This is a genomic window from Streptomyces mesophilus (genome assembly GCF_011044995.1).
Lineage (GTDB): Bacteria > Actinomycetota > Actinomycetes > Streptomycetales > Streptomycetaceae > Streptomyces > Streptomyces mesophilus.
The window spans coordinates 14802-35938 of the sequence record NZ_JAAKZW010000013.1 but is presented as its reverse complement, the minus strand read 5'-3'; the positions used below and the strand labels follow the sequence as shown (position 1 = coordinate 35938).

General features: G+C 68.3%; 16 protein-coding genes and 1 pseudogene. 13 read left to right on the top strand and 4 right to left on the bottom strand.

Annotated elements, in window-relative coordinates; genetic code table 11:
• The first annotated feature begins 130 nt into the window (after nucleotides 1-130).
• From metH to G6045_RS06680, 4 genes are all read left to right on the top strand, one after another.
• Nucleotides 131-3661, top strand: a complete 3531-nt coding sequence (metH, locus tag G6045_RS06695) for a methionine synthase (protein ID WP_165330881.1) — start codon at nucleotides 131-133, stop codon at nucleotides 3659-3661.
• Nucleotides 3662-3822: 161 nt separating this feature from the next.
• Complete coding sequence (locus G6045_RS06690; RefSeq protein WP_165330880.1) at nucleotides 3823-4518, top strand: HAD family hydrolase; 696 nt, start codon at nucleotides 3823-3825, stop codon at nucleotides 4516-4518.
• Between the two features lie 527 nt (nucleotides 4519-5045).
• Nucleotides 5046-6680, top strand: a complete 1635-nt coding sequence (locus tag G6045_RS06685; RefSeq protein WP_165330879.1) for an ABC transporter substrate-binding protein — start codon at nucleotides 5046-5048, stop codon at nucleotides 6678-6680.
• Nucleotides 6681-6766: 86 nt separating this feature from the next.
• Nucleotides 6767-8350: an ABC transporter substrate-binding protein gene (locus G6045_RS06680; RefSeq protein ID WP_165330878.1), complete on the top strand. Its 1584-nt coding sequence runs from the start codon at nucleotides 6767-6769 to the stop codon at nucleotides 8348-8350.
• Nucleotides 8351-8451: 101 nt separating this feature from the next.
• On the opposite strand, the gene G6045_RS06675 is transcribed toward G6045_RS06680, so the two are convergent.
• Nucleotides 8452-9123 carry a response regulator gene (locus tag G6045_RS06675; RefSeq protein WP_165330877.1) on the bottom strand — a complete coding sequence of 224 codons (672 nt, stop codon included), beginning with the start codon at nucleotides 9121-9123 and terminating at the stop codon, nucleotides 8452-8454.
• Between the two features lie 45 nt (nucleotides 9124-9168).
• Nucleotides 9169-10095, bottom strand: a complete 927-nt coding sequence (locus G6045_RS06670; protein WP_165330876.1) for a RecB family exonuclease — start codon at nucleotides 10093-10095, stop codon at nucleotides 9169-9171.
• Nucleotides 10096-10313: 218 nt separating this feature from the next.
• On the opposite strand from G6045_RS06670, the gene G6045_RS06665 reads away from it, so the two are divergent.
• The 3 genes from G6045_RS06665 (at nucleotide 10314) to G6045_RS06655 (ending at nucleotide 13532) form a co-directional block, all read left to right on the top strand.
• Complete coding sequence (locus tag G6045_RS06665) at nucleotides 10314-11798, top strand: site-2 protease family protein (RefSeq protein WP_165330875.1); 1485 nt, start codon at nucleotides 10314-10316, stop codon at nucleotides 11796-11798.
• Nucleotides 11799-11859: 61 nt separating this feature from the next.
• On the top strand, nucleotides 11860-12765 hold the full coding sequence (locus G6045_RS06660; protein ID WP_165330874.1) for a tRNA (adenine-N1)-methyltransferase: 906 nt from the start codon (nucleotides 11860-11862) through the stop codon (nucleotides 12763-12765).
• A 251-nt stretch (nucleotides 12766-13016) separates the two neighbouring features.
• Nucleotides 13017-13532, top strand: coding sequence for a hypothetical protein (locus tag G6045_RS06655; protein ID WP_165330911.1), 516 nt, complete (start codon nucleotides 13017-13019; stop codon nucleotides 13530-13532).
• A 138-nt stretch (nucleotides 13533-13670) separates the two neighbouring features.
• Here G6045_RS06655 and G6045_RS06650 read toward each other — a convergent pair whose 3' ends face one another.
• Nucleotides 13671-13982: a ferredoxin gene (locus G6045_RS06650; RefSeq protein ID WP_165330873.1), complete on the bottom strand. Its 312-nt coding sequence runs from the start codon at nucleotides 13980-13982 to the stop codon at nucleotides 13671-13673.
• Between the two features lie 253 nt (nucleotides 13983-14235).
• On the opposite strand from G6045_RS06650, the gene arc reads away from it, so the two are divergent.
• From arc to prcA, 6 genes and pseudogenes are all read left to right on the top strand, one after another.
• Nucleotides 14236-16002 (top strand): proteasome ATPase, encoded by a 1767-nt coding sequence (gene arc, locus G6045_RS06645; protein ID WP_165330872.1) that lies wholly within the window; start codon nucleotides 14236-14238, stop codon nucleotides 16000-16002.
• A 236-nt stretch (nucleotides 16003-16238) separates the two neighbouring features.
• Nucleotides 16239-17750, top strand: coding sequence for a depupylase/deamidase Dop (gene dop / locus G6045_RS06640; protein ID WP_408056304.1), 1512 nt, complete (start codon nucleotides 16239-16241; stop codon nucleotides 17748-17750).
• Between the two features lie 128 nt (nucleotides 17751-17878).
• Nucleotides 17879-18097: a ubiquitin-like protein Pup gene (locus tag G6045_RS06635; RefSeq protein WP_093608684.1), complete on the top strand. Its 219-nt coding sequence runs from the start codon at nucleotides 17879-17881 to the stop codon at nucleotides 18095-18097.
• 120 nt (nucleotides 18098-18217) lie between these two features.
• A pseudogene (locus G6045_RS06630) lies at nucleotides 18218-18412 on the top strand (endonuclease VII domain-containing protein); the annotation flags it as partial.
• Nucleotides 18364-19209, top strand: coding sequence for a proteasome subunit beta (gene prcB / locus G6045_RS06625; protein WP_165330871.1), 846 nt, complete (start codon nucleotides 18364-18366; stop codon nucleotides 19207-19209). The pseudogene G6045_RS06630 and the gene prcB, both read left to right, overlap by 49 nt.
• Nucleotides 19210-19261: 52 nt before the next feature.
• On the top strand, nucleotides 19262-20017 hold the full coding sequence (gene prcA, locus G6045_RS06620; RefSeq protein ID WP_165330870.1) for a proteasome subunit alpha: 756 nt from the start codon (nucleotides 19262-19264) through the stop codon (nucleotides 20015-20017).
• A gap of 74 nt (nucleotides 20018-20091) precedes the next feature.
• Here prcA and G6045_RS06615 read toward each other — a convergent pair whose 3' ends face one another.
• On the bottom strand, nucleotides 20092-21093 hold the full coding sequence (locus tag G6045_RS06615; RefSeq protein WP_165330869.1) for a LacI family DNA-binding transcriptional regulator: 1002 nt from the start codon (nucleotides 21091-21093) through the stop codon (nucleotides 20092-20094).
• Nucleotides 21094-21137: the final 44 nt, after the last annotated feature.

The window sequence follows — 21137 nt, the reverse complement described above, 5'->3', positions numbered from 1 at the left end:
CCCCCGCCCCGTCGTCCGTCCCCTGGGACGCCCCTCACCCCGGGACCTTGGTCCCGGCTACCCTGACCGGGTGCGCCCTCCGCCGGGAGGACGTAAAGCCGACAGCCGTCGCACTCCAGGGAGCAGATCCATGGCCTCGCAGCCGACGCCCATCACGTCCGCAGGCACCCCGCAGGGACAAGCCGCCCGCATCGCAGCCCTCAGGGAAGCGCTCGCCACCCGAGTCGTGGTGGCCGACGGGGCGATGGGGACCATGCTCCAGGCGCAGGACCCGACTCTGGAGGACTTCCAGCAGCTCGAGGGCTGCAACGAGATCCTCAACATCACGCGCCCCGACATCGTGCGCTCGGTGCACGAGGAGTACTTCGCCGTCGGCGTCGACTGCGTGGAGACCAACACCTTCGGCGCCAACGCCACGGCCGCCAGCGAGTACGAGATCGCCGACCGGATCTTCGAACTCTCGGAGTCCGGCGCCCGGATCGCCCGCGAGGTCGCCGACGAGTTCGCCGCCAAGGACGGCCGGCAGCGCTGGGTGCTCGGTTCGGTGGGTCCGGGTACCAAGCTGCCGACGCTCGGCCACACGACGTACGCCTCGATCCGCGACGGCTACCAGCAGAACTCCGAAGGCCTGCTCGCCGGTGGCGCGGACGCCCTGATCGTGGAGACCACGCAGGACCTGCTCCAGACCAAGGCCGGTCTGATCGGTGCCCGGCGTGCGATGGAGGCGCTCGGCATCGACGTCCCCCTCATCTGCTCGCTGGCCTTCGAGACCACCGGTGTGATGCTGCTCGGCTCCGAGATCGGCGCCGCGCTGACCGCCCTGGAGCCGCTCGGCATCGATCTGATCGGCCTCAACTGCTCGACCGGTCCTGCCGAGATGAGCGAGCACCTGCGCTATCTGGCCCGCCACTCCCGTACGCCGCTGATGTGCATGCCGAACGCCGGTCTGCCGATCCTGACCAAGGACGGCGCATACTTCCCGCTGACCCCGCCGGAGATGGCGGACGCGCAGGAGACCTTCGTCAACGACTTCGGTCTTCAGCTGGTCGGCGGCTGCTGCGGCTCCACTCCCGAGCACCTGCGCCAGGTCGTCGAGCGCGTACGGGACATGACGCCGCCCGAGCGCAACCCGCAGCCCGAGCCCGGCGCCTCCTCGCTGTACCAGACGGTGCCGTTCCGCCAGGACGTCTCGTACATGGCGATCGGTGAGCGCACCAACGCCAACGGTTCGAAGAAGTTCCGCGAGGCCATGCTCGAAGGCCGCTGGGACGACTGCGTGGAGATGGCCCGCGACCAGATCCGCGAGGGCGCGCACATGCTCGACCTGTGCGTGGACTACGTGGGCCGCGACGGCGTCGCCGACATGCACGAGCTCGCGGGCCGTTTCGCCACCGCGTCCACGCTGCCGATCGTCCTCGACTCCACCGAAGTCGAGGTGATCCGGGCCGGGTTGGAGCACCTCGGCGGGCGCGCCGTCATCAACTCCGTGAACTATGAGGACGGTGACGGGCCCGAGTCCCGTTTCGCCAAGGTCACGCAGCTGGCGCAGGAGCACGGCGCCGCGCTGATCGCGCTGACCATCGACGAGGAGGGCCAGGCCCGCACCGTCGAGCACAAGGTCGCCATCGCCGAGCGGCTCATCGACGACCTGACCGGCAACTACGGGATCCTCGAGTCCGACATCCTCATCGACACCCTGACCTTCACCATCTGTACGGGTCAGGAGGAGTCGCGCAAGGACGGCATCGCCACCATCGAGGCGATCCGTGAGCTCAAGCGCCGCCACCCGGACGTGCAGACCACGCTCGGTCTGTCCAACATCTCCTTCGGCCTCAACCCGGCCGCGCGCATCCTGCTCAACTCGGTCTTCCTCGACGAATGCGTCAAGGCGGGCCTCGACTCGGCGATCGTGCACGCCTCGAAGATCCTGCCGATCGCGCGGTTCGACGACGAGCAGGTCAAGGTCGCGCTCGACCTGGTCTACGACCGCCGCGAAGAGGGTTACGACCCGCTGCAGAAGCTGATGGAGCTCTTCGAGGGCGCGACCACCAAGTCCCTCAAGGCAGGCAAGGCCGAGGAACTGCTCGCGCTGCCGCTCGACGAGCGGCTGCAGCGGCGGATCATCGACGGCGAGAAGAAGGGCCTCGAAGCCGACCTCGACGAGGCGCTCGCCGACACCCCGGCCCTCGACATCGTCAACAACACGCTGCTCGCGGGCATGAAGGTGGTCGGCGAGCTGTTCGGCTCCGGCCAGATGCAGCTGCCGTTCGTGCTCCAGTCCGCCGAGGTCATGAAGACCGCGGTGGCCTACCTCGAACCGCACATGGAGAAGACGGACGACGACGGCAAGGGCACCATCGTCCTCGCCACCGTCCGCGGCGACGTCCACGACATCGGCAAGAACCTCGTCGACATCATCCTGTCCAACAACGGCTACAACGTCGTCAACCTCGGCATCAAGCAGCCCGTCTCCGCGATCCTGGAGGCCGCCGAGGAGCACCGGGCGGACGTCATCGGCATGTCAGGACTCCTCGTCAAGTCGACGGTGATCATGAAGGAGAACCTGCAGGAGCTCAACTCCCGCAAGCTCGCCGCCAAGTTCCCCGTCATCCTCGGCGGCGCCGCCCTGACCCGTGCGTACGTGGAACAGGACCTGCACGAGATCTACGAGGGCGAAGTCCGCTACGCCCGGGACGCGTTCGAGGGCCTGCGCCTGATGGACGCACTGATCGGCGTGAAGCGCGGCGTGCCGGGCGCGGTCCTGCCGGAGCTGAAGCAGCGCCGGGTCAAGGCCACCGGCGTCCAGGTCGTCGAGGGCGCGGACGAGGAGCCGAAGGGCCGCTCCGACGTCGCCGTCGACAACCCCGTGCCGGAGCCGCCCTTCTGGGGCACCCGCGTCATCAAGGGCATCCAGCTCAAGGAGTACGCCTCCTGGCTGGACGAGGGCGCGCTGTTCAAGGGCCAGTGGGGCCTCAAGCAGAACCGCAAGGGCGACGGACCCACGTACGAGGAGCTCGTCGAGACCGAGGGCCGGCCGCGGCTGCGCGGCTGGCTGGACGAGCTGCACACGAAGAACCTGCTCGAAGCGGCCGTCGTGTACGGCTACTTCCCCTGCGTCTCCAAGGGCGAGGACCTGATCCTCCTCGACGCGCAGGGCAACGAGCGCACCCGCTTCACCTTCCCGCGCCAGCGCCGCGGCCGCCGGCTGTGCCTCGCGGACTTCTTCCGCCCCGAGGACTCCGGCGAGATCGACGTCGTGGGCCTGCAGGTCGTCACGGTCGGCTCGAGGATCGGCGAGGCCACGGCCGAGCTCTTCGAGTCCAACTCCTACCGCGACTACCTCGAACTGCACGGCCTGTCCGTGCAGTTGGCGGAGGCCCTCGCCGAGTACTGGCACGCGCGGGTCCGCTCCGAGCTCGGCTTCTCGGGCGAGGACCCCTCGGCGATGGAGGACATGTTCGCCCTGAAGTACCGCGGCGCCCGTTTCTCGCTCGGCTACGGGGCCTGCCCCGACCTCGAGGACCGCGCGAAGATCGCCCGGCTCCTCGAGCCCGAGCGGATCGGCGTGCACCTGAGCGAGGAGTTCCAGCTCCACCCCGAGCAGTCCACGGACGCCATCGTCATCCACCACCCGGAGGCCAAGTACTTCAACGCCCGCTAGGGCGTCCGGGGTACCTGGCAAGCCCCGCGAGGATCTCCCGCGCGCTTCGCGCGGACGGGACGTACACTGGTCGGTCCAGTGCAGGCCGGTCGCCTTCACCAGCGGAAAATCCCGCGGGTCAAGGCGACCGGCCTTCTCGTCCCTTACGGAGGTGTGGCCGAATGACCAGTACGGTCCCCGCAGTCGGCACTCGTACGGCTCAAAGCGACAACCTGCAGGCCGTGCTGCTCGACATGGACGGCACTCTCGTGGACACCGAGGGCTTCTGGTGGGACGCCGAAGTCGAGGCGTTCGCGAAGCTCGGCCATGCCCTCGACGACTCCTGGCGCGATGTGGTCGTGGGCGGGCCCATGAGCCGCAGCGCCGGGTTCCTCATCGAGGCCACGGGCGCCGACATCACGCTGCCCGAGCTGACCGTGCTGCTCAACGACGCGTTCGAGCACCGCATCAGCCGCGCCCTGCCGCTGATGCCCGGTGCCGCCCGGCTGCTCGCGGAACTCTCCGCGCACGAGGTGCCCACGGCCCTCGTCTCGGCCTCGCACCGCCGCATCATCGACCGCGTACTCGAATCGCTCGGCGCGCACCACTTCGCCCTGACGGTGGCCGGCGACGAGGTGCAGCGCACCAAGCCGCACCCCGACCCGTACCTCCACGCGGCCGCCAGACTCGGCGCGGACCCCGCGCGCTGCGCCGTGGTCGAGGACACCGCCACGGGCGTCGCCGCGGCGGAGGCCGCCGGCTGCCGGGTCGTCGCGGTTCCCTCGGTCGCGCCGATCGCCCCGAGCCCCGGCCGTACGGTCGTCTCCTCGCTCGAAGAAGTCGACCTTCCCTTCCTGCGGTCATTGATCGGTCACTGATCCCTCGGGCATTGGTCAGCCACTGATCGATTGACGGTTCCCGGCCACCGGCCGAAAACCCGGCACCGCCGATTACGGGAATGCACCGGTCGTTCACCGAGCGTGCAGCGGCGAATGCGCGGGAAACGCAGCGCATTGGCCCGTGCATTTTCCGTGACCCGGGAACCGCTAATTCCCTTCTCCGGCAATCGAGTTGACGGCGTGATGTTTATCACGTCGAGGTCCGTCGACAGGGGGTCGCGCCTGTGCTGCGACCCGCGTAGGCGGCGGCCTCGTCCTGACGTTGTGTCCCGATTGGTGGGCTGGTGCACGAAACATTCCGTACCCCGGATTTCAGTGTGTCCGCATCCGCTCCCGCTGCGTGATTACGCCCAACTCCGGGTCACTGCAACCGACCTGACCCCGCGGACTAATGTCTTCGCGAGAACCCAGTCGGGACCACTGAGAACACCGTCATTACCTCCATGCCCTGCGCACCCACCCCTTGGCGCAGGCGCCTTGGGATCGATCGTTGGAGTACTTCGCGCATGAACCGCAAGACACTGGTGCTGCCGGTCGCCATCGGCCTGCTCGCCCCTGTCCTCGCCGCCTGCGGCGGCAGTGACGGCGGCGGCGACAGCGACGATGCGATCGTCATCGGTACCACTGATGCGTTCGCCGCCACCTCCGACGCCCCCGCGCCGTTCGACCCCGCGTACGCGTACGACGCCGGCTCCTGGAACGTCCTGCGCCAGACCGTGCAGACGCTGATGATCGCCCCGCGCGGCGGTGGCGAGCCCGAACCCGAGGCCGCGGAGAGCTGCCGGTTCAGCGACAACATCAACAAGCGGTACGAGTGCACGCTGCGCGACGGCCTGAAGTTCGCCAACGGCAACGCGCTGACCGCCGAGGACGTCAAGTTCTCCGTGGAGCGCACCCGCGCGCTCGGCGAAAGCCTCCCGGAGGAGCAGAACAGCGGAGTGTCCGGGCTGCTCGCGGGCATCGACACCGTCGAGGCCGTGAGCGAGGACAAGGTGGTCTTCCACCTCAATGCCTCCGACGCCACGTTCCCGCACAAGCTCGCCACGCCCGCCGCCGGCATCGTCGACGCCGACACCTACAGTGCGAAGAAGCTCCGCAACGGCTTCCAGGTCGACGCCTCGGGCCCGTACACCCTCGAGACCGAGACGAAGCAGGTCGAAGGTGTCGAGGAAGTCGTCAAGGCGGTCTTCACCAAGAACCCGAACTACAAGGGCTCGCTGAAGGTCAACAGCGACAAGCTCGAGATGCGGACCTTCGCCAAGGCCTCGCAGATGAGCACCGCACTCAAGAGCGGTGACATCGACGTCATGGGCCGCACCATCGAGCCCGCGCAGATCAAGGACTTCTCGGCCGGCGCCGTCGAGGGCATCGAGCTCGTCGAGATGCCCGGCCTGGAGATCCGCTACCTCGGCTTCGACACCGACGCGCCGGTGGTCGAGGAGAAGGCCGTCCGCCAGGCCATGGCGCAGCTCGTGGACCGCGCCGCGATCGTCTCCGAGGTGTACGGCACCTCCGCCGAGGAGCTGTACTCCCTGGTGCCCAGCGGCGTCACCGGGCACACCAACTCCTTCTTCAACAAGTACAGCGAGCCGGACAAGGCGAGGGCGGCCCAACTGCTCGGCAAGGCAGGCATCAAGACCCCGGTCAAGGTGACGCTGAACTACTCGACCGACAAGTACGGTGAGGTCACCAAGCAGGAGTTCGAAATCCTGCGCGACCAGCTCAACGGCAGCGACCTGTTCGATGTGACCATCAAGGGCACGCCCTGGAAGACGTACAGGTCCGCCGAGCTCAAGGGTGAGTACGCGGTGTACGGCATGGGCTGGTTCCCCGACTTCCCCGACGCCGACAACTTCCTTGCGCCGTTCGTCGGCGAGGGCAACTTCCTCAACTCGCCCTACCGGAACAGCAAGATCAACAACACGCTCATTCCGCAGTCCCGCCAGGAAGCCGACCGACTCGCCGCCGGCGACTCGCTCAAGCAGATCCAGGACATCATCGCCGAGGACGTCCCGGTGCTCCCGCTGTGGCAGGGCAAGACCTATGTCGCCGCCCGCGACGACATCACCGGGGTGGAGTGGGTGCTCAACTCCTCCTCCAACATGCAGCTCTGGGAGCTCGGGCGCGGTATCGGCGAATAACGCCCGCACCCGCTCGGCCGACTGCTGACCATACGGGCACGCCCCTGGGGGCGTGCCCGGCTCAACACACCTCCGGGGAACCACCAGTGAACATACGTAAGTCCTGGCCTGCGCCGATCCTCGCGGCCGGACTCGCCGCGGGCCTGCTGAGCGGTTGCGGTTCGGAGCAAGGCTCCAGCGGCGGCGAAGACGGCGAGATCGTGGTCGGCATGTCCGACGACGTCCTCGCCACGGACCCGGCGTCCGGTTACGACCCGGGTTCCTGGCTGCTGTTCAACAACGTCTTCCAGTCGCTGCTCGCCTTCCCCAAGGGCGGTACGGAGCCGGAGCCGGAGGCCGCCGAGTCCTGCACGTTCACGGACTCCGCGACCAAGGAACTGACCTGCAAGCTGCGCGACGGCCTGAAGTTCAGCAACGGCAACGAGCTGACCTCGAAGGACGTCAAGTACTCCTTCGACCGGACGCTGAACATCGACGACCCGGACGGCCCCGCCGTCATGTTCAGCTCGCTCGGCAAGGTCACGACCCCCGACGCCAAGACGGTCGTGTTCCACCTCAAGGTCCCCGACGCGACCTTCCCCAGCAAGATCGCCTCCGGCGCCGGCTCGATCGTCGACCACCGCGAGTACCCCGCCGACAAGCTCCGCAAGGACGGCAAGGCCTTCGGTTCGGGTGCCTACACCCTCGACTCGTATGGCGACAGCGAGGCCGTGTTCAAGGTGAACGGCTCGTACAAGGGCAGCGCCGAGACCCACAACTCCGGTGTGACGCTGCGCTTCTTCCACGACGACCGCAAGAAGCTGAAGCAGGCGATGCTCGCCGGCGACATCGACATCGCCTACCGAGGCCTGTCGGCCGGCGACATCGCCGATCTCGAAAGCAGCACCGACGCCGAGGCGAAGGCCGAGGTCATCGAGGGCACCAGCGCCGAGGTCCAGCACATCGTCCTCAACATGAACGATCCGGTCGTCGGAAAGCTCGGCGTGCGCAAGGCACTCGCGTATCTGATCGACCGCGAGAAGCTGGTCTCCGACGTGCACGACCAGACCGCCTCGGCGCTGTACTCGATCATCCCGGCGGGTATCGAAGCCCACAACACGGCGTTCTTCGACACCTACGGCGGCCGTCCGCAGCCCGACAAGGCGGCACAGGCGCTGCGCGACGAGGGCATCACCGGCAAGGTCAAGCTCACGCTGTGGGCGACGCCCTCGCGTTACGGCCCCGCCACCGTCGAGGAGTTCAAGGCGATCGCCGAGCAGCTCAACGCCAGCGGCCTGTTCGAGGCCGACGTGAAGTCGGTGCCCTTCGACCAGTACGAGAAGGATGTCGAGGCCGGCAAGTACGGCTTCTACGTGAAGGGCTGGGTCCCGGACTACCCGGACCCGGAGAACTTCACCCAGCCGTTCTTCGGCAAGGACAACGTCCTGATGAACAACTACACCAACGAGACGATCACCGGCGAGATCGTCCCGGGTACGGCCGCGCAGACCGACCGCACCGGTACCCAGGACCAGTTCCACCGGCTCCAGGACATCGTCGCCGACGAGCTCCCCATCATCCCGCTGTGGCAGGGCAAGCAGTACGCCGTCGTCGGCGAGGAGATCTCCGGCGTGGAGTGGTGCCTGGACGCCTCGACGGTCTTCCGCTTCTGGGAACTCCAGAAGGGCTGACCGCCCGGGCACAGCAGTGAGGGCCGCCCCGATCCGGGGCGGCCCTCACTGCGTTGTTCCGTTGTTCCTCGGGTGCGGCTACTGCTGCTGCGCGGGTGCGTCTACTGCGCACCCGGCCGTACGAGACCGCTCTCGTACGCGTACACGGCGGCCTGTACGCGGTCCCTGAGCCCCAGCTTGGTCAGCACATGGCCGACGTGGGTCTTCACGGTGGTCTCGCTGACGAACAGGTCGGCGGCGATCTCGGCGTTCGACAGACCGCGCGCGACCAGCTTGAGCACCTCGACCTCACGCTCGGTCAGCGTGTTCAGCGTGTCCGGCACCGGCTCCTCGCCGGACGGCAGATGATCCGCGTACTTGTCGAGCAGCCTGCGCGTGATGCTCGGCGCGAGCATCGCCTCGCCGGCTGCGACCACCCGGATCGCCTGCACCAGCTCATGGGCGGGGGCGTCCTTGAGCAGGAAACCGCTCGCGCCCGCCTTCAGCGCCTCCACCACGTACTCGTCCAGATCGAACGTCGTGAGCACGAGGACCTTCGCCGGGCCGTCCCGCTCGGGCCCGGTGATCTGCCGGGTCGCCTCGACACCGTCCATCCGCGGCATCCGGATGTCCATGAGCACGACATCGGGCTGCAGCGCACGCACCTGGTCGAGCGCCTGCAGACCGTCCCCGGCCTCGCCGACGACCGCGAGATCCTGCTCGGCCTCCAGAATCATCCGGAACCCGGTGCGCAGCAGCGGCTGGTCGTCGACCAGCAGGACGCGGATCGCCACGGCATATCTCCTTCGCTCGGCGCCGCCAAGCCCTCGCGACGAGGACTAGACCGGCCCCATTGTGCCCTGAGCGTCCCCTGCCGGACGCGGCGGCCTGATCTGCAACGGATACGGCGGGGGAGTACCGCCGAATTCCGGACACACCGCCTGGTGGTCGCACCAGCCGCACAGCTTGCTCGGCCGCGGCCGCCACTCGCCGGTCTCCGTGGCCTCGCGGATCGCCTCCCACAGCGTGTGCAGCTTGCGCTCCACCCGCTCCAGATCGGCCATCACCGGGTCGTACGTCAGCACATCACCGCTGCCGAGGTACACGAGCTGCAGCCGGCGCGGGATCACGCCCTTCAGACGCCACACCACGAGGGCGTAGAACTTCATCTGGAACAGCGCACCGTCCGCATACTCCGCCCGCGGCGCCTTGCCCGTCTTGTAGTCGACGATCCGCACCTCGCCGCTCGGCGCGACGTCCACGCGGTCGATGATGCCGCGCAGCTTCAGACCCGAGTCCAGGCTGGCCTCGACGAACAGCTCCCGCTCGGCCGGCTCCAGACGCGTGGGGTCCTCGAGCGTGAACCAACGCTCGACCAGCGCCTCCGCCTCGGTGAGCCACTGGGCGAGCTGATCGCCGGCGGTCCGCTCGTCGCTGTCCTTGAACAGCTCGGCCAGCTCCGGCTTGGACTCCTTGAGCCGGTCCCACTGCCCGGGCACGAGCGACTTGGCGCGCGGCGCGGTGCGCTCGGCGGCAGGAGCGTCGAAGAGACGCTCGAGGACGGCATGCACCAGGGTGCCGCGCGTGGCGGCCGGGCTCGGTTTCTCGGGCAGCTTGTCGATGACCCGGAAGCGGTAGAGCAGCGGGCACTGCATGAAGTCGCTTGCCCGTGAAGGCGAAAGCGACACGGGAGGCGTGGCCCTCACCCCGCCGGCGGGGCCGGCGACGGTCGCTGCGGCCTCGCCGGCCTCGGTGCTGTTGTCCATGGAGAAGACCCTACGGCCCGGGACCGACAACGGACGCATACCATCGACGGCAGACCGTACGGCACCGCATGATCGTGAGAGAGTGACGCACGCGCAACGCCCCGTCGACACCTGCCTGTCGAGCCGGTGCGGCGCACGCGGGACGGCGGCACGGACGGCCTCGCGGAGACGTTGGACGACGGGTACCACGGGCACGACGGGGACTGAAGGGGCGCACAGTGGACGAGAGCGGCGCGAGCGGACTGCCGCGGACCGGCGGCGGGGACAGCGGCCCCACGTCCGAGAAGGACGCCTCGGTGACGCCCGCCGAGCCGGAACGCACCAACTCCGCGAAGCCCACAGCGCAGGCCGAACAGCCCGAGCGCACCGAAGCCGACACCCCCGCTCCTGACAAGGCGTCCGCGAAGGCCGTCAACATCGACAAGAGCGGCGACAAGAACAAGGAGAGCGCCGCCCCGCACCAGCAGAAGGACGGCGCCGCCCCGCAGCAGCAGAAGGACACCGCCGCCGGGCCGGAGAACAAGGACAGCGCCACCGCGCAGGACAAGAAGGCCCCGGGCGGCGGCCTCCTCATGGGCCGCATCTTCGGCGTACCCATCTACGTCGCACCCAGCTGGTTCCTCGTCGCCGCCCTGATCACCTGGGTCTTCGGCAACCAGCTCGACCGCGTCCTGCCCGAACTCGGCGGCGCCCGCTACCTGGTCTCCCTCTTCTTCGCCGTCGCCTTCTACGGCTCGGTGCTCGTCCACGAGCTCGCCCACACCGTCGCCGCACTCCGCTTCAAGCTCCCGGTGCGCAAGATCCAGCTGCAGTTCTTCGGCGGTGTGTCGGAGATCGAGAAGGAGTCCGAGACCCCGGGCCGCGAGTTCGTGCTCGCCTTCGTCGGCCCGCTGCTCTCCCTCGTCCTGGCCGCCGTCTTCTACGGCGGGATGCAGGCCGTCGAACCCGGCACCGTCCCCGGCGTCCTGATGGCCGGCCTGATGATCTCGAACCTGATCGTGGCCGCCTTCAACCTGCTGCCCGGCCTCCCGCTGGACGGCGGCCGCATGCTGCGCGCCGTCGTCTGGAAGATCACCGGCAAGCCCATGAGCGGCACGGTCGCCGCCGCCTGGGTCGGCCGCGCGCTCGCCGTCTCCGTACTGATCGGCCTCCCGCTGCTCACCCAGTCCGGCGTCCTTGGCGCCGAGGCCACCGACTCCGTCGGCATGGACACGGTCATGGACGCGCTGCTCGCCGCGATCCTGGCCGCGATCATCTGGACCGGCGCCGGCAACAGCCTGCGCATGGCCCGCCTCCGCGAGCGACTGCCCGAGCTGCGCGCCCGTACGCTCACCCGCCGCGCCGTCCCCGTCGAGTCCGCGACGCCGCTCTCCGAAGCCCTGCGCCGCGCCAACGACGCCGGCGCCCGCGCACTCGTCGTCGTCAACGGCCACGGCGATCCCGTCGCCGTCGTACGGGAGGCGGCCATCGTCGGCGTCCCCGAGCACCGCCGCCCGTGGGTCCCGGTCAGCGGTCTGGCCCAGGACCTCACCGAGGGCATGAAGGTCTCGGCGGAGCTGTCCGGCGAGGAGCTCCTCGACACGCTCCGCGCCACCCCGGCCACCGAGTACCTGGTCGTCGAGAAGAGCGGCGAGATCTACGGAGTCCTGTCGACCTCGGACGTGGAGCGCGCCTTCGTGAAGGCGATGGACCGCACCGGCTGAGCCCCGCAGGGCCTCCCCGGCCGTGGTGAGCGGGCCCCGTCACGGCCGGTAGGCTGTTCACATGTCCGAACCGACCGGTGCCGCCCGCCGACGCGGGCCCTTCAAGGTCGGGGACCAGGTACAGCTGACCGACCCCAAGGGCCGCCACTACACGTTCACGCTCGAAGAGGGAAAGAACTTCCACACCCACAAGGGTTCCTTTCCTCACGACGAGCTGATCGGCGCTCCCGAGGGCAGCGTTGTCCGCACCACCGGCAACGTCGCCTACCTCGCGCTGCGCCCCCTGCTCCCCGACTATGTCCTGTCCATGCCCCGCGGCGCCGCCGTGGTCTACCCGAAGGACGCGGGCCAGATCCTCGCCTTCGCCGACATCTTCCCCGGCGCCCGCGTCGTGGAGGCCGGTGTCGGCTCCGGCTCGCTCAGCAGCTTCCTGCTGCGCGCCATCGGCGATCAGGGCATGCTGCACAGTTACGAGCGCCGCGAGGACTTCGCCGAGATCGCGAAGGCGAACGTGGAGCGCTACTTCGGCGGTGAACACCCCGCCTGGCAGCTCACCGTCGGCGACCTCCAGGACAACCTGTCCGACACCGACGTCGACCGCGTCATCCTCGACATGCTCGCCCCCTGGGAGTGCCTGGACGTCGTCAAGAAGGCGCTCGTCCCCGGCGGCATCCTGTGCTGCTACGTGGCCACCACCACGCAGCTCGCCCGCACCGTCGAGTCCATCCGCGAGATCGGCTGCTTCAACGAGCCGACCTCGTGGGAGTCGATGATCCGCAACTGGCACGTGGAGGGCCTCGCGGTCCGGCCCGACCACCGGATGATCGGCCACACCGGCTTCCTGCTCACCGCCCGCCGCCTCGCGGACGGCGTCGAGCCGCCCATGCGCCGCCGCCGCCCCGCCAAGGGCGCCTACGGCGAGGACTACGACGGTCCGAACGCCGAGGGCGGCTCCCGCGGCCGCTGACCGCCTGCCCGCAGGCAAGGTCTCAACACATCGGCGCCGCCGCCGAGTTCCAGGAGCACGCAACGGAACTCGGCGGCGGCGCCGTCGTATTGACCGAGGCTTTACGCGGCCGCGCCGTACCCCGCCGTTCCGTACCTCTGTGAGGTGTGACACCATTTCGGACACCCCCACCGGCACAGCCCTCACAGGAGACCCTCCTCGTGCAGCAGCACTCCGCCGTACCGGAGCTCGCCCACACCCGCACCAGCCCGATGCACTGGCTCGCCACCGCCGCGGCCCTCGCCGCGGTCGTCGGCGCCTCCTCGTTCCTCCAGCCCGAGGACGCCACCGCCGCCCAGGCCGGTCCGCCCTCGGTCGCCGCCCAGGCCGCCCCTGACCCCACCACGGCGACGATCCCGATGAACTGTGCGGGAGAGCGCCCCCAGATCCTCAAGCACGCCTCAGGGGACCTCGACGGCGACGGCAGACCCGAGACGGTCGCCGTGGCCCGATGCGTCTCCGGCTCCGGTACCCCGCCGAGCGGCGTCTACGTCCTCACCCGGCCGGACTCCGGCAAGCCCCGCGTCGTCGCCACCCTGGTCGACCCCAAGGACCGGCTCAGCGTCACCGACTTCGCCGTCACCAACGGCGTCGTCACCGCCACCCTGCTCGGCTACTCGTCCTCGGCCGTGCCCCGCTGCTGCCCGGACAAGACCGAGAAGGCGAAGTGGCAGTGGCAGGGCAGTGCGTTCGTCCGCTCCGAGCAGAGCGCCGCGGTCGGCGTCTGAGCCCCGTACGCGCAGGGCTCGATCCCGGATAAACCGGCATATAACGCGAGCATCCCGATAAACGGCCGAAAACAAGGGCCCGCACCCGCCGGTCTCCGGCAGGTACGGGCCCTTTCGTCACGCTCAGAAGCGTTACGGCTACTCCGCGTCCGGACCGAAGACTTCGACCTTGTCCGAAATGCGCCGTACATGGATGCAGTCGCCCGGGCACTCCTTCGCCGAGTCGGCGACATCACGGATCAGCGGCAGCGGCACCCGCGTTGTGGCACCCGGCTTCTGCAGGAGCTCGTCGTCCGAGTCCTTCACATACGCCAGTCCGTCGATGTCGAGCTCGAAGACCTCGGGCGCGTACTGCGCACAGATGCCGTCGCCGGTGCAGAGGTCCTGGTCGATCCAGACCTCGAGCTCCTCTCCGCCGTCGGTGGAGGGGGCCTCGTGCGTCACGGTCATGTCTCCTGCCATTTCTCCTGTCGAGCGGCCCAACACAGTGCAAGTCAGGCCAGGCCTGACGGGTGTTGAACGTTTCGACGATACAACCGCTCGCTTTTCGATGTTGTTCCGTGGGTAACAAGCTGGCGTGAGGGAGAACGCAAGGGTGAAGATCAGACACACCCCGGACGTCTTTGTGATCTAGGGGTTTCAATCAGTACCTGCCCAGGTAGGGTCAGGAAGCGTCCAGCTCCCCCCGGAGGAGGTGAGGACCGTGGCAGCCCACGACGACGACATGAACCGCGGCATCCGCCCGGCTCGAGGGTCCGATGACCCGGCCGGCCAGATTGCCTATCTCGAGCAGGAGATCGCCGTCCTGCGACGCAAGCTCGCCGACTCTCCGCGTCATACGAGGATTCTCGAAGAGCGGATCGTCGAGCTGCAGACCAGCCTGGCCGGAGTCTCCGCGCAGAACGAACGACTCGCCAACACGCTCCGCGAGGCCCGCGACCAGATCGTGGCCCTCAAGGAAGAAGTCGACCGGCTCGCACAGCCGCCGGCCGGCTTCGGTGTCTTCCTCAGCGCCAATGAGGACGGCACGGCGGACATTTTCACCGGCGGCCGCAAGCTGCGCGTGAACGTCAGCCCCAGCGTCGACCTCGACGACCTGAGGCGCGGACAGGAGCTGATGCTCAACGAAGCGCTCAACGTGGTCGAGGCCATGGAGTTCGAGAGCGTCGGCGACATCGTCACCCTCAAGGAAATCCTCGAGGACGGCGAGCGGGCCCTCGTACAGGGCCACACCGACGAAGAGCGCGTGGTCCGCCTCGCCGAGCCCCTGCTCGACGTGGTCATCCGCCCCGGCGACGCCCTGCTCCTCGAACCACGCTCCGGATACGTCTACGAAGTCGTGCCCAAGAGCGAGGTCGAAGAACTGGTCCTCGAAGAGGTCCCGGACATCGGCTACGAGCAGATCGGCGGTCTGGGCAACCAGATCGAGATGATCCGCGACGCGGTCGAGCTCCCGTACCTCTACCCGGACCTGTTCCGGGAGCACGAACTGCGCCCGCCCAAGGGCGTCCTGCTCTACGGTCCGCCCGGTTGCGGAAAGACCCTCATCGCCAAGGCAGTCGCCAACTCCCTTGCCAAGAAGGTCGCCGAGGTCACCGGACAGGCCCAGGGCAAGTCGTTCTTCCTCAACATCAAGGGCCCCGAGCTCCTCAACAAGTACGTCGGCGAGACCGAGCGGCAGATCCGCCTCGTCTTCCAGCGTGCTCGTGAAAAGGCCAGCGAAGGCACTCCCGTCATCGTCTTCTTCGACGAGATGGAGTCCCTGTTCCGCACCCGAGGATCCGGCGTCAGCTCGGACGTGGAGAACACCATCGTCCCCCAGCTGCTCGCCGAGATCGACGGTGTCGAGGGCCTGGAGAACGTGGTCGTGATCGGCGCCTCCAACCGCGAGGACATGATCGACCCGGCCATCCTCCGACCCGGCCGGCTCGACGTGAAGATCAAGATCGAGCGTCCGGACGCCGAAGCGGCCAAGGACATCTTCGCCAAGTACCTCACCCAGCGCCTCCCGCTGCACTCCGACGACCTCGGCGAGCACGGCGGCGACAGGGGGGCCACGGTCGGCCGGATGATCCAGACCGCCGTGGAGCACATGTACGCCGAATCCGAGGAGAACCGCTTCCTCGAGGTCACGTACGCCAACGGCGACAAGGAAGTCCTGTACTTCAAGGACTTCAACTCCGGCGCCATGATCGAGAACATCGTCGGCCGCGCCAAGAAGATGGCCATCAAGGATTTCCTCGACGCGAACCAGAAGGGCCTTCGCGTCTCCCACCTCCTCCAGGCCTGCGTGGACGAGTTCAAGGAGAACGAGGACCTGCCCAACACCACCAACCCGGACGACTGGGCCCGCATCTCCGGCAAGAAGGGCGAGCGGATCGTCTACATCCGTACGCTCGTCACCGGAAAGCAGGGCGCGGACACCGGACGTTCCATCGACACGGTGGCCAACACCGGTCAGTACCTGTAAATGGCAGGGCGGCTGCGGGTGCCCATCACGGGGTACCCGCAGCCGACTGTTTTTCAGGACACCACCGGAGCACAGGCAATGACGCAATTGATCTCCCCACCAGCGCAAAGCCGTTCTAGGCTCTTCCGTACCGCCGAGTCGCGCAGTGCGGGGACGGGCACCGCACACGACCCGGAGAACCAGCGGTACTTGAGCGCCGCTCCCACAAGGGAGCGCCGCCGGGCAAGGAGGGCCGCATGACCGTACGGCGAGTAATGGGCATCGAGACCGAGTACGGGATCTCCGTGCCCGGGCACCCCAACGCCAATGCCATGCTCACCTCGTCCCAGATCGTCAACGCCTACGCGGCGGCGATGCACCGGGCGCGGCGCGCCCGCTGGGACTTCGAGGAGGAGAACCCGCTGCGCGACGCGCGAGGCTTCGACCTCGCCCGCGAGGCCGCCGACTCCAGCCAGCTCACCGACGAGGACATCGGCCTCGCCAACGTCATCCTCACCAACGGCGCACGCCTGTACGTCGATCACGCACACCCCGAGTACAGCTCGCCCGAAGTCACCAACCCCCGCGACGCCGTCCTATGGGACAAGGCCGGCGAACGCATCATGGCCGAGGCCGCCGAACGCGCAGCCAACCTGCCCGGCGCCCAGCCCATCCACCTCTACAAGAACAACACCGACAACAAAGGCGCCTCGTACGGCACGCACGAGAACTACCTGATGAAGCGGGAGACCCCCTTCTCGGACATCGTGCGCCACCTCACGCCGTTCTTCGTCTCCCGCCAGGTCGTCACCGGCGCGGGACGCGTCGGCATCGGCCAGGACGGCCACGAACACGGCTTCCAGATCAGCCAGCGCGCCGACTACTTCGAGGTCGAGGTCGGCCTCGAGACCACACTCAAGCGCCCCATCATCAACACCCGCGACGAACCGCACTCCGACGCGGAGAAGTACCGCCGGCTGCACGTCATCATCGGCGACGCCAACCTCTCCGAGATCTCGACCTACCTGAAGCTCGGCACCACGGCCCTGGTCCTGTCGATGATCGAGGACAACTTCATCGCCGTCGACCTCGCCGTCGACCAGCCCGTACGCACCCTCCACCAGGTCTCCCACGACCCCACACTCAAGCGCCTGGTCACGCTGCGCAGCGGCCGCACACTCACCGCCGTACAGCTGCAGATGGAGTATTACGAACTCGCCCGCAAATACGTCGAAGAGCGCTTCGGCTCCGACGCGGACGACCAGACCAAGGACGTACTCGGCCGCTGGGAGGACACCCTCAACCGGCTCGAGAACGACCCCATGAGCCTCTCCGGCGAACTCGACTGGATCGCCAAGAAGGAGCTCATGGAGGGCTACCGGCGCCGCGACAGCCTCGACTGGGACGCGGCACGCCTCCACCTCGTCGACCTCCAGTACGCCGACGTACGCCCCGACAAGGGCCTCTACAACCGTCTCGCCGAACGCGGCAAGATGAAGCGGCTCCTGGACGAGACCGAGGTCGAGCGCGCCGAGACCAAGCCCCCGGAGGACACCCGCGCCTACTTCCGCGGCCGCTGCCTCGAGCAGTACGCCGACGACGTCGCCGCGGCCTCCTGGGACTCCGTCATCTTCGACCTGCCCGGCCGCGATTCCCTGCAGCGCGTCCCAACCCTGGAACCGCTACGCGGAACGCGTAATCACGTCAAAGAGCTCCTGGACAGGTGCCGGACCGCGGAAGACCTGGTGCGGGTGCTTTCCGGCGGCTGATACATGCCTCTTGTGGGAATCACAGGGGTAGGTCTCGCACGTTGAACCAACTGCGGGGCCGATGTCGGACCCTCGGCGTAGGGTCTGATCAAGAACGGCGAACGTCGACACCGAGCGGGGTGAGGGACATGGCGACCAAGGACACCGGCGGCGGACAGCAGAAGGCCACGCGTTCTACCGAGGAGACCGAGGAGCAGGTGCAGGATGCACAGGGCTCCGAGGACCTGGCGGAACGCCAGGAGAAGCTGAGCGAGGACGTCGACTCGGTTCTGGACGAAATCGATGATGTGCTCGAAGAGAACGCAGAGGACTTCGTGAGGTCCTTCGTTCAAAAGGGTGGCCAGTAGGCCGACCTGCCTTCGGATCGAAGGTGGTGGCGGTCGGGCCCGGAGTCTCGGACGGGAAGCAGGCGCGTGGCAGGGCGGTCTCGGTCGCGCGCCTGCTTTCATCCCTCCGGGAACTTCCCGAAGCGGCCCGCCAACCATGTGGATCATTGCCACGAGACGGGTAGGGTCCGAGGCGTACTCTGCTTCAACTGCAATTCGGCCATCGGCAAGTTGGGGGATGATCCCGACGCTCTCGGTCGGGCCATCGCATATCTGGGAGGAAACTCGTGGAAGCCAATCCTCGTAGCACCGGGCGTCTACCAGCTGCCTTCCTGACGCCCGGGTCCTCGTCCTTCGTGGACTTTCTCGGCGAGCACCAGCCGGACATGCTGCCCGCGAACCGTCAGCTCCCGCCCGTGAAGGGTGCGTTCGAGGCGCCGCACGGTACGACGATCGTGGCCGTGACGTTCCCCGGTGGCGTGGTGCTAGCCGGTGACCGGCGGGCCACGATGGGCAACATGATCGCTTCGCGCGATATGGAGAAGGTCTTCCCCGCGGACGAGTACTCGGCGGTGGGTATCGCCGGCACCGCGGGTCTGGCCGTCGAGATGGTGAAGCTGTTCCAGCTGGAGCTGGAGCACTTCGAGAAGGTCGAGGGCGCGCAGCTGTCCCTTGAGGGCAAGGCCAACCGGCTGTCCACGATGATCCGTTCGAACCTCGCCATGGCGATGCAGGGCCTCGCGGTGGTGCCGCTGTTCGCCGGGTTCGACCTGGATCGCGAGCGCGGCCGGATCTTCAGTTACGACGTGACCGGTGGCCGTACCGAGGAGCAGGGCTTCGCGGCCACGGGTTCCGGTTCGATCTTCGCCCGTGGTGCGCTGAAGAAGCTGTTCCACGACGGTTTGAGCGAGCAGGATGCCACGACGCTGGTCGTCCAGGCGCTGTACGACGCCGCGGACGACGATTCGGCGACGGGTGGCCCGGATGTGGCCCGCCGGATCTACCCGATCGTCACCGTTATCACCGATGAGGGCTTCCGGCGGCTGTCCGAGGAGGAGTCCTCGGCCATCGCCCGCGCGGTCGTGGAGCACCGCCTCGAACGACCCGATGGCCCGCGGGCCGCGCTGCTCTGAGAGCGGGTGGACCGGAATGCACTTGTCACTGACAGAAAGGGACGGATAGCCGGTGTCGACGCCGTTCTATGTCTCACCCCAGCAGGCCATGGCCGACCGGGCGGAGTACGCCCGTAAGGGCATCGCCCGTGGACGCAGCCTTGTGGTGATGCAGTACGCCGACGGGATTGTGTTCGTCGGAGAGAATCCGTCCCGAGCGCTGCACAAGTTCAGCGAGATCTATGACCGGATCGGTTTTGCCGCGGCCGGTAAGTACAACGAATACGAGAACTTGCGTATCGGAGGCGTCCGTTACGCGGATCTGCGCGGCTATACCTATGACCGTGACGATGTGACGGCGCGTGGGCTGGCCAATGTGTACGCCCAGACGCTCGGCACGATTTTCTCCAGCGCCGCGGAGAAGCCTTATGAGGTGGAGCTGGTCGTCGCCGAGGTGGGTCATGAGCCTGCCGGTGACCAGATCTACCGGCTGCCGCATGACGGTTCGATCGTGGACGAGCACGGCTCGGTCGCGGTGGGCGGCAATGCGGAGCAGATCAGCACCTTCCTCGATCAGCGTCACCAGGACGGGATGACGCTGGCGGAGGCGCTGAAGCTGGCGGTGCAGGCGCTGTCGCGCGAGGCCAACGGGAGCGAGCGGGAGATTCCCGCGGAGCGCCTCGAGGTGGCGGTCCTGGACCGTACGCGTCCGCAGCAGCGGAAGTTCAAGCGCATTGTCGGGCGGCAGCTGAAGCGGCTGCTCGAGGCGGACGGCGCGGCTGCCACGCCGACCGATGCGCCGTCGGACGAGGAGGAGGGCGAGTCCTGAGCTCGCCTGCCTGACCACGTACGCCCCCGTCGCCGGATTTCCGGTGGCGGGGGCGTGGTGTTTCCACGGGGGCGCTATGCGGTGGGCGGCGCTGTGGAGTCGCGGACGATCAACTCGACGGGGAGTGCGTCGCTTTGGGGTTCCTTGCCTTCCAGTACGTGCAGGAGGGCTTGCATGCCGCGTTCCCCGACCAGTTCGGCGGGCATGCGGATGGTGGTGAGCTCGGGGTCGACGGCAGTGGCCAGGGCCAGGTCGTCGAAGCCCGTGACGGAGATGTCCTCGGGGATGCGCAGGCCGAGGCGGCGTACGGCCTTGCAGGCGCCGGCCGCGATGATGTCGTCGTCGCAGAGGACGGCCGTGGGGCGCGGCGTCGTGGCGGTCAGGGCGCGCTCTGCGGCGGCACGGGCGCCGTGCACGGTGAGGGGCGCGTGCTCGGTGCGCAGGGTGGCGTCGGGGGCGGTGCGCAGGGCGTGGGCGATGGAGTCGGCTCGTACGGCGAAAGTCCATGAGTCGACATCGGCGGCCAGATGCAGGAAGCGGCGGTGGCCGAGCGAGAGCAGGTGCTCGGTCATCTGGCGCATGCCGTCGGCCAGGTCGACGTTCACGTGGGCGGCGGCCGTGGTGTCGGCCGGGTCGCTGTCGAGCATGACGAGGGGCAGGTCGGCGCCGCGGATGTCGGCGAGTGCGCCGGCCGCCATGGAGGAGGCGATGACGCCGTCGAGGGCCGAACGGGCCGAGGCGAAGGGGTCTTTGGCGGGTCCGATGCCGTCGGGGGAGGGGTAGAGGACCACGCCGAAGTCGTGGGCGGCGGCGATGCGGGCGGCGCCGGTGTAGACGCGGGCGAAGAAGTCGTTGGTGAGTGCCGGGACGACCAGGAGCACGGTGCGTGTGGAGCCGAGGCGCAGATTGCGGGCGGCGAGGTTGGGGCGGTAGCCGAGGTCGCGGGCCGCGGTGCGGACGCGTTCGGCGGTGGCCTCGGAGACGCGGCCGCGCCATTTGTCGCCCAGGACGAGGGAGACGGCGGCCTGGGAGACCCCGGCTGCGTGGGCCACGTCCTTGCTCGTGGGCCGGGCCACGGCGGCTCCTCGTTGCGGTTGCTCGGGGTCCGTGCGGGACCGGT

What these genes read in the sequence shown, in the direction of transcription:
- metH (WP_165330881.1), top strand. Translation starts at nt 131, where the DNA reads ATGGCCTCGCAGCCGACGCCCATCACGTCCGCAGGCACCCCGCAGGGA.
- G6045_RS06690 (WP_165330880.1), top strand. Translation starts at nt 3,823, where the DNA reads ATGACCAGTACGGTCCCCGCAGTCGGCACTCGTACGGCTCAAAGCGAC.
- G6045_RS06685 (WP_165330879.1), top strand. Translation starts at nt 5,046, where the DNA reads ATGAACCGCAAGACACTGGTGCTGCCGGTCGCCATCGGCCTGCTCGCC.
- G6045_RS06670 (WP_165330876.1), bottom strand. Translation starts at nt 10,095, where the DNA reads ATGGACAACAGCACCGAGGCCGGCGAGGCCGCAGCGACCGTCGCCGGC.
- G6045_RS06660 (WP_165330874.1), top strand. Translation starts at nt 11,860, where the DNA reads ATGTCCGAACCGACCGGTGCCGCCCGCCGACGCGGGCCCTTCAAGGTC.
- G6045_RS06655 (WP_165330911.1), top strand. Translation starts at nt 13,017, where the DNA reads ATGCACTGGCTCGCCACCGCCGCGGCCCTCGCCGCGGTCGTCGGCGCC.
- G6045_RS06650 (WP_165330873.1), bottom strand. Translation starts at nt 13,982, where the DNA reads ATGACCGTGACGCACGAGGCCCCCTCCACCGACGGCGGAGAGGAGCTC.
- dop (WP_408056304.1), top strand. Translation starts at nt 16,239, where the DNA reads ATGACCGTACGGCGAGTAATGGGCATCGAGACCGAGTACGGGATCTCC.
- G6045_RS06635 (WP_093608684.1), top strand. Translation starts at nt 17,879, where the DNA reads ATGGCGACCAAGGACACCGGCGGCGGACAGCAGAAGGCCACGCGTTCT.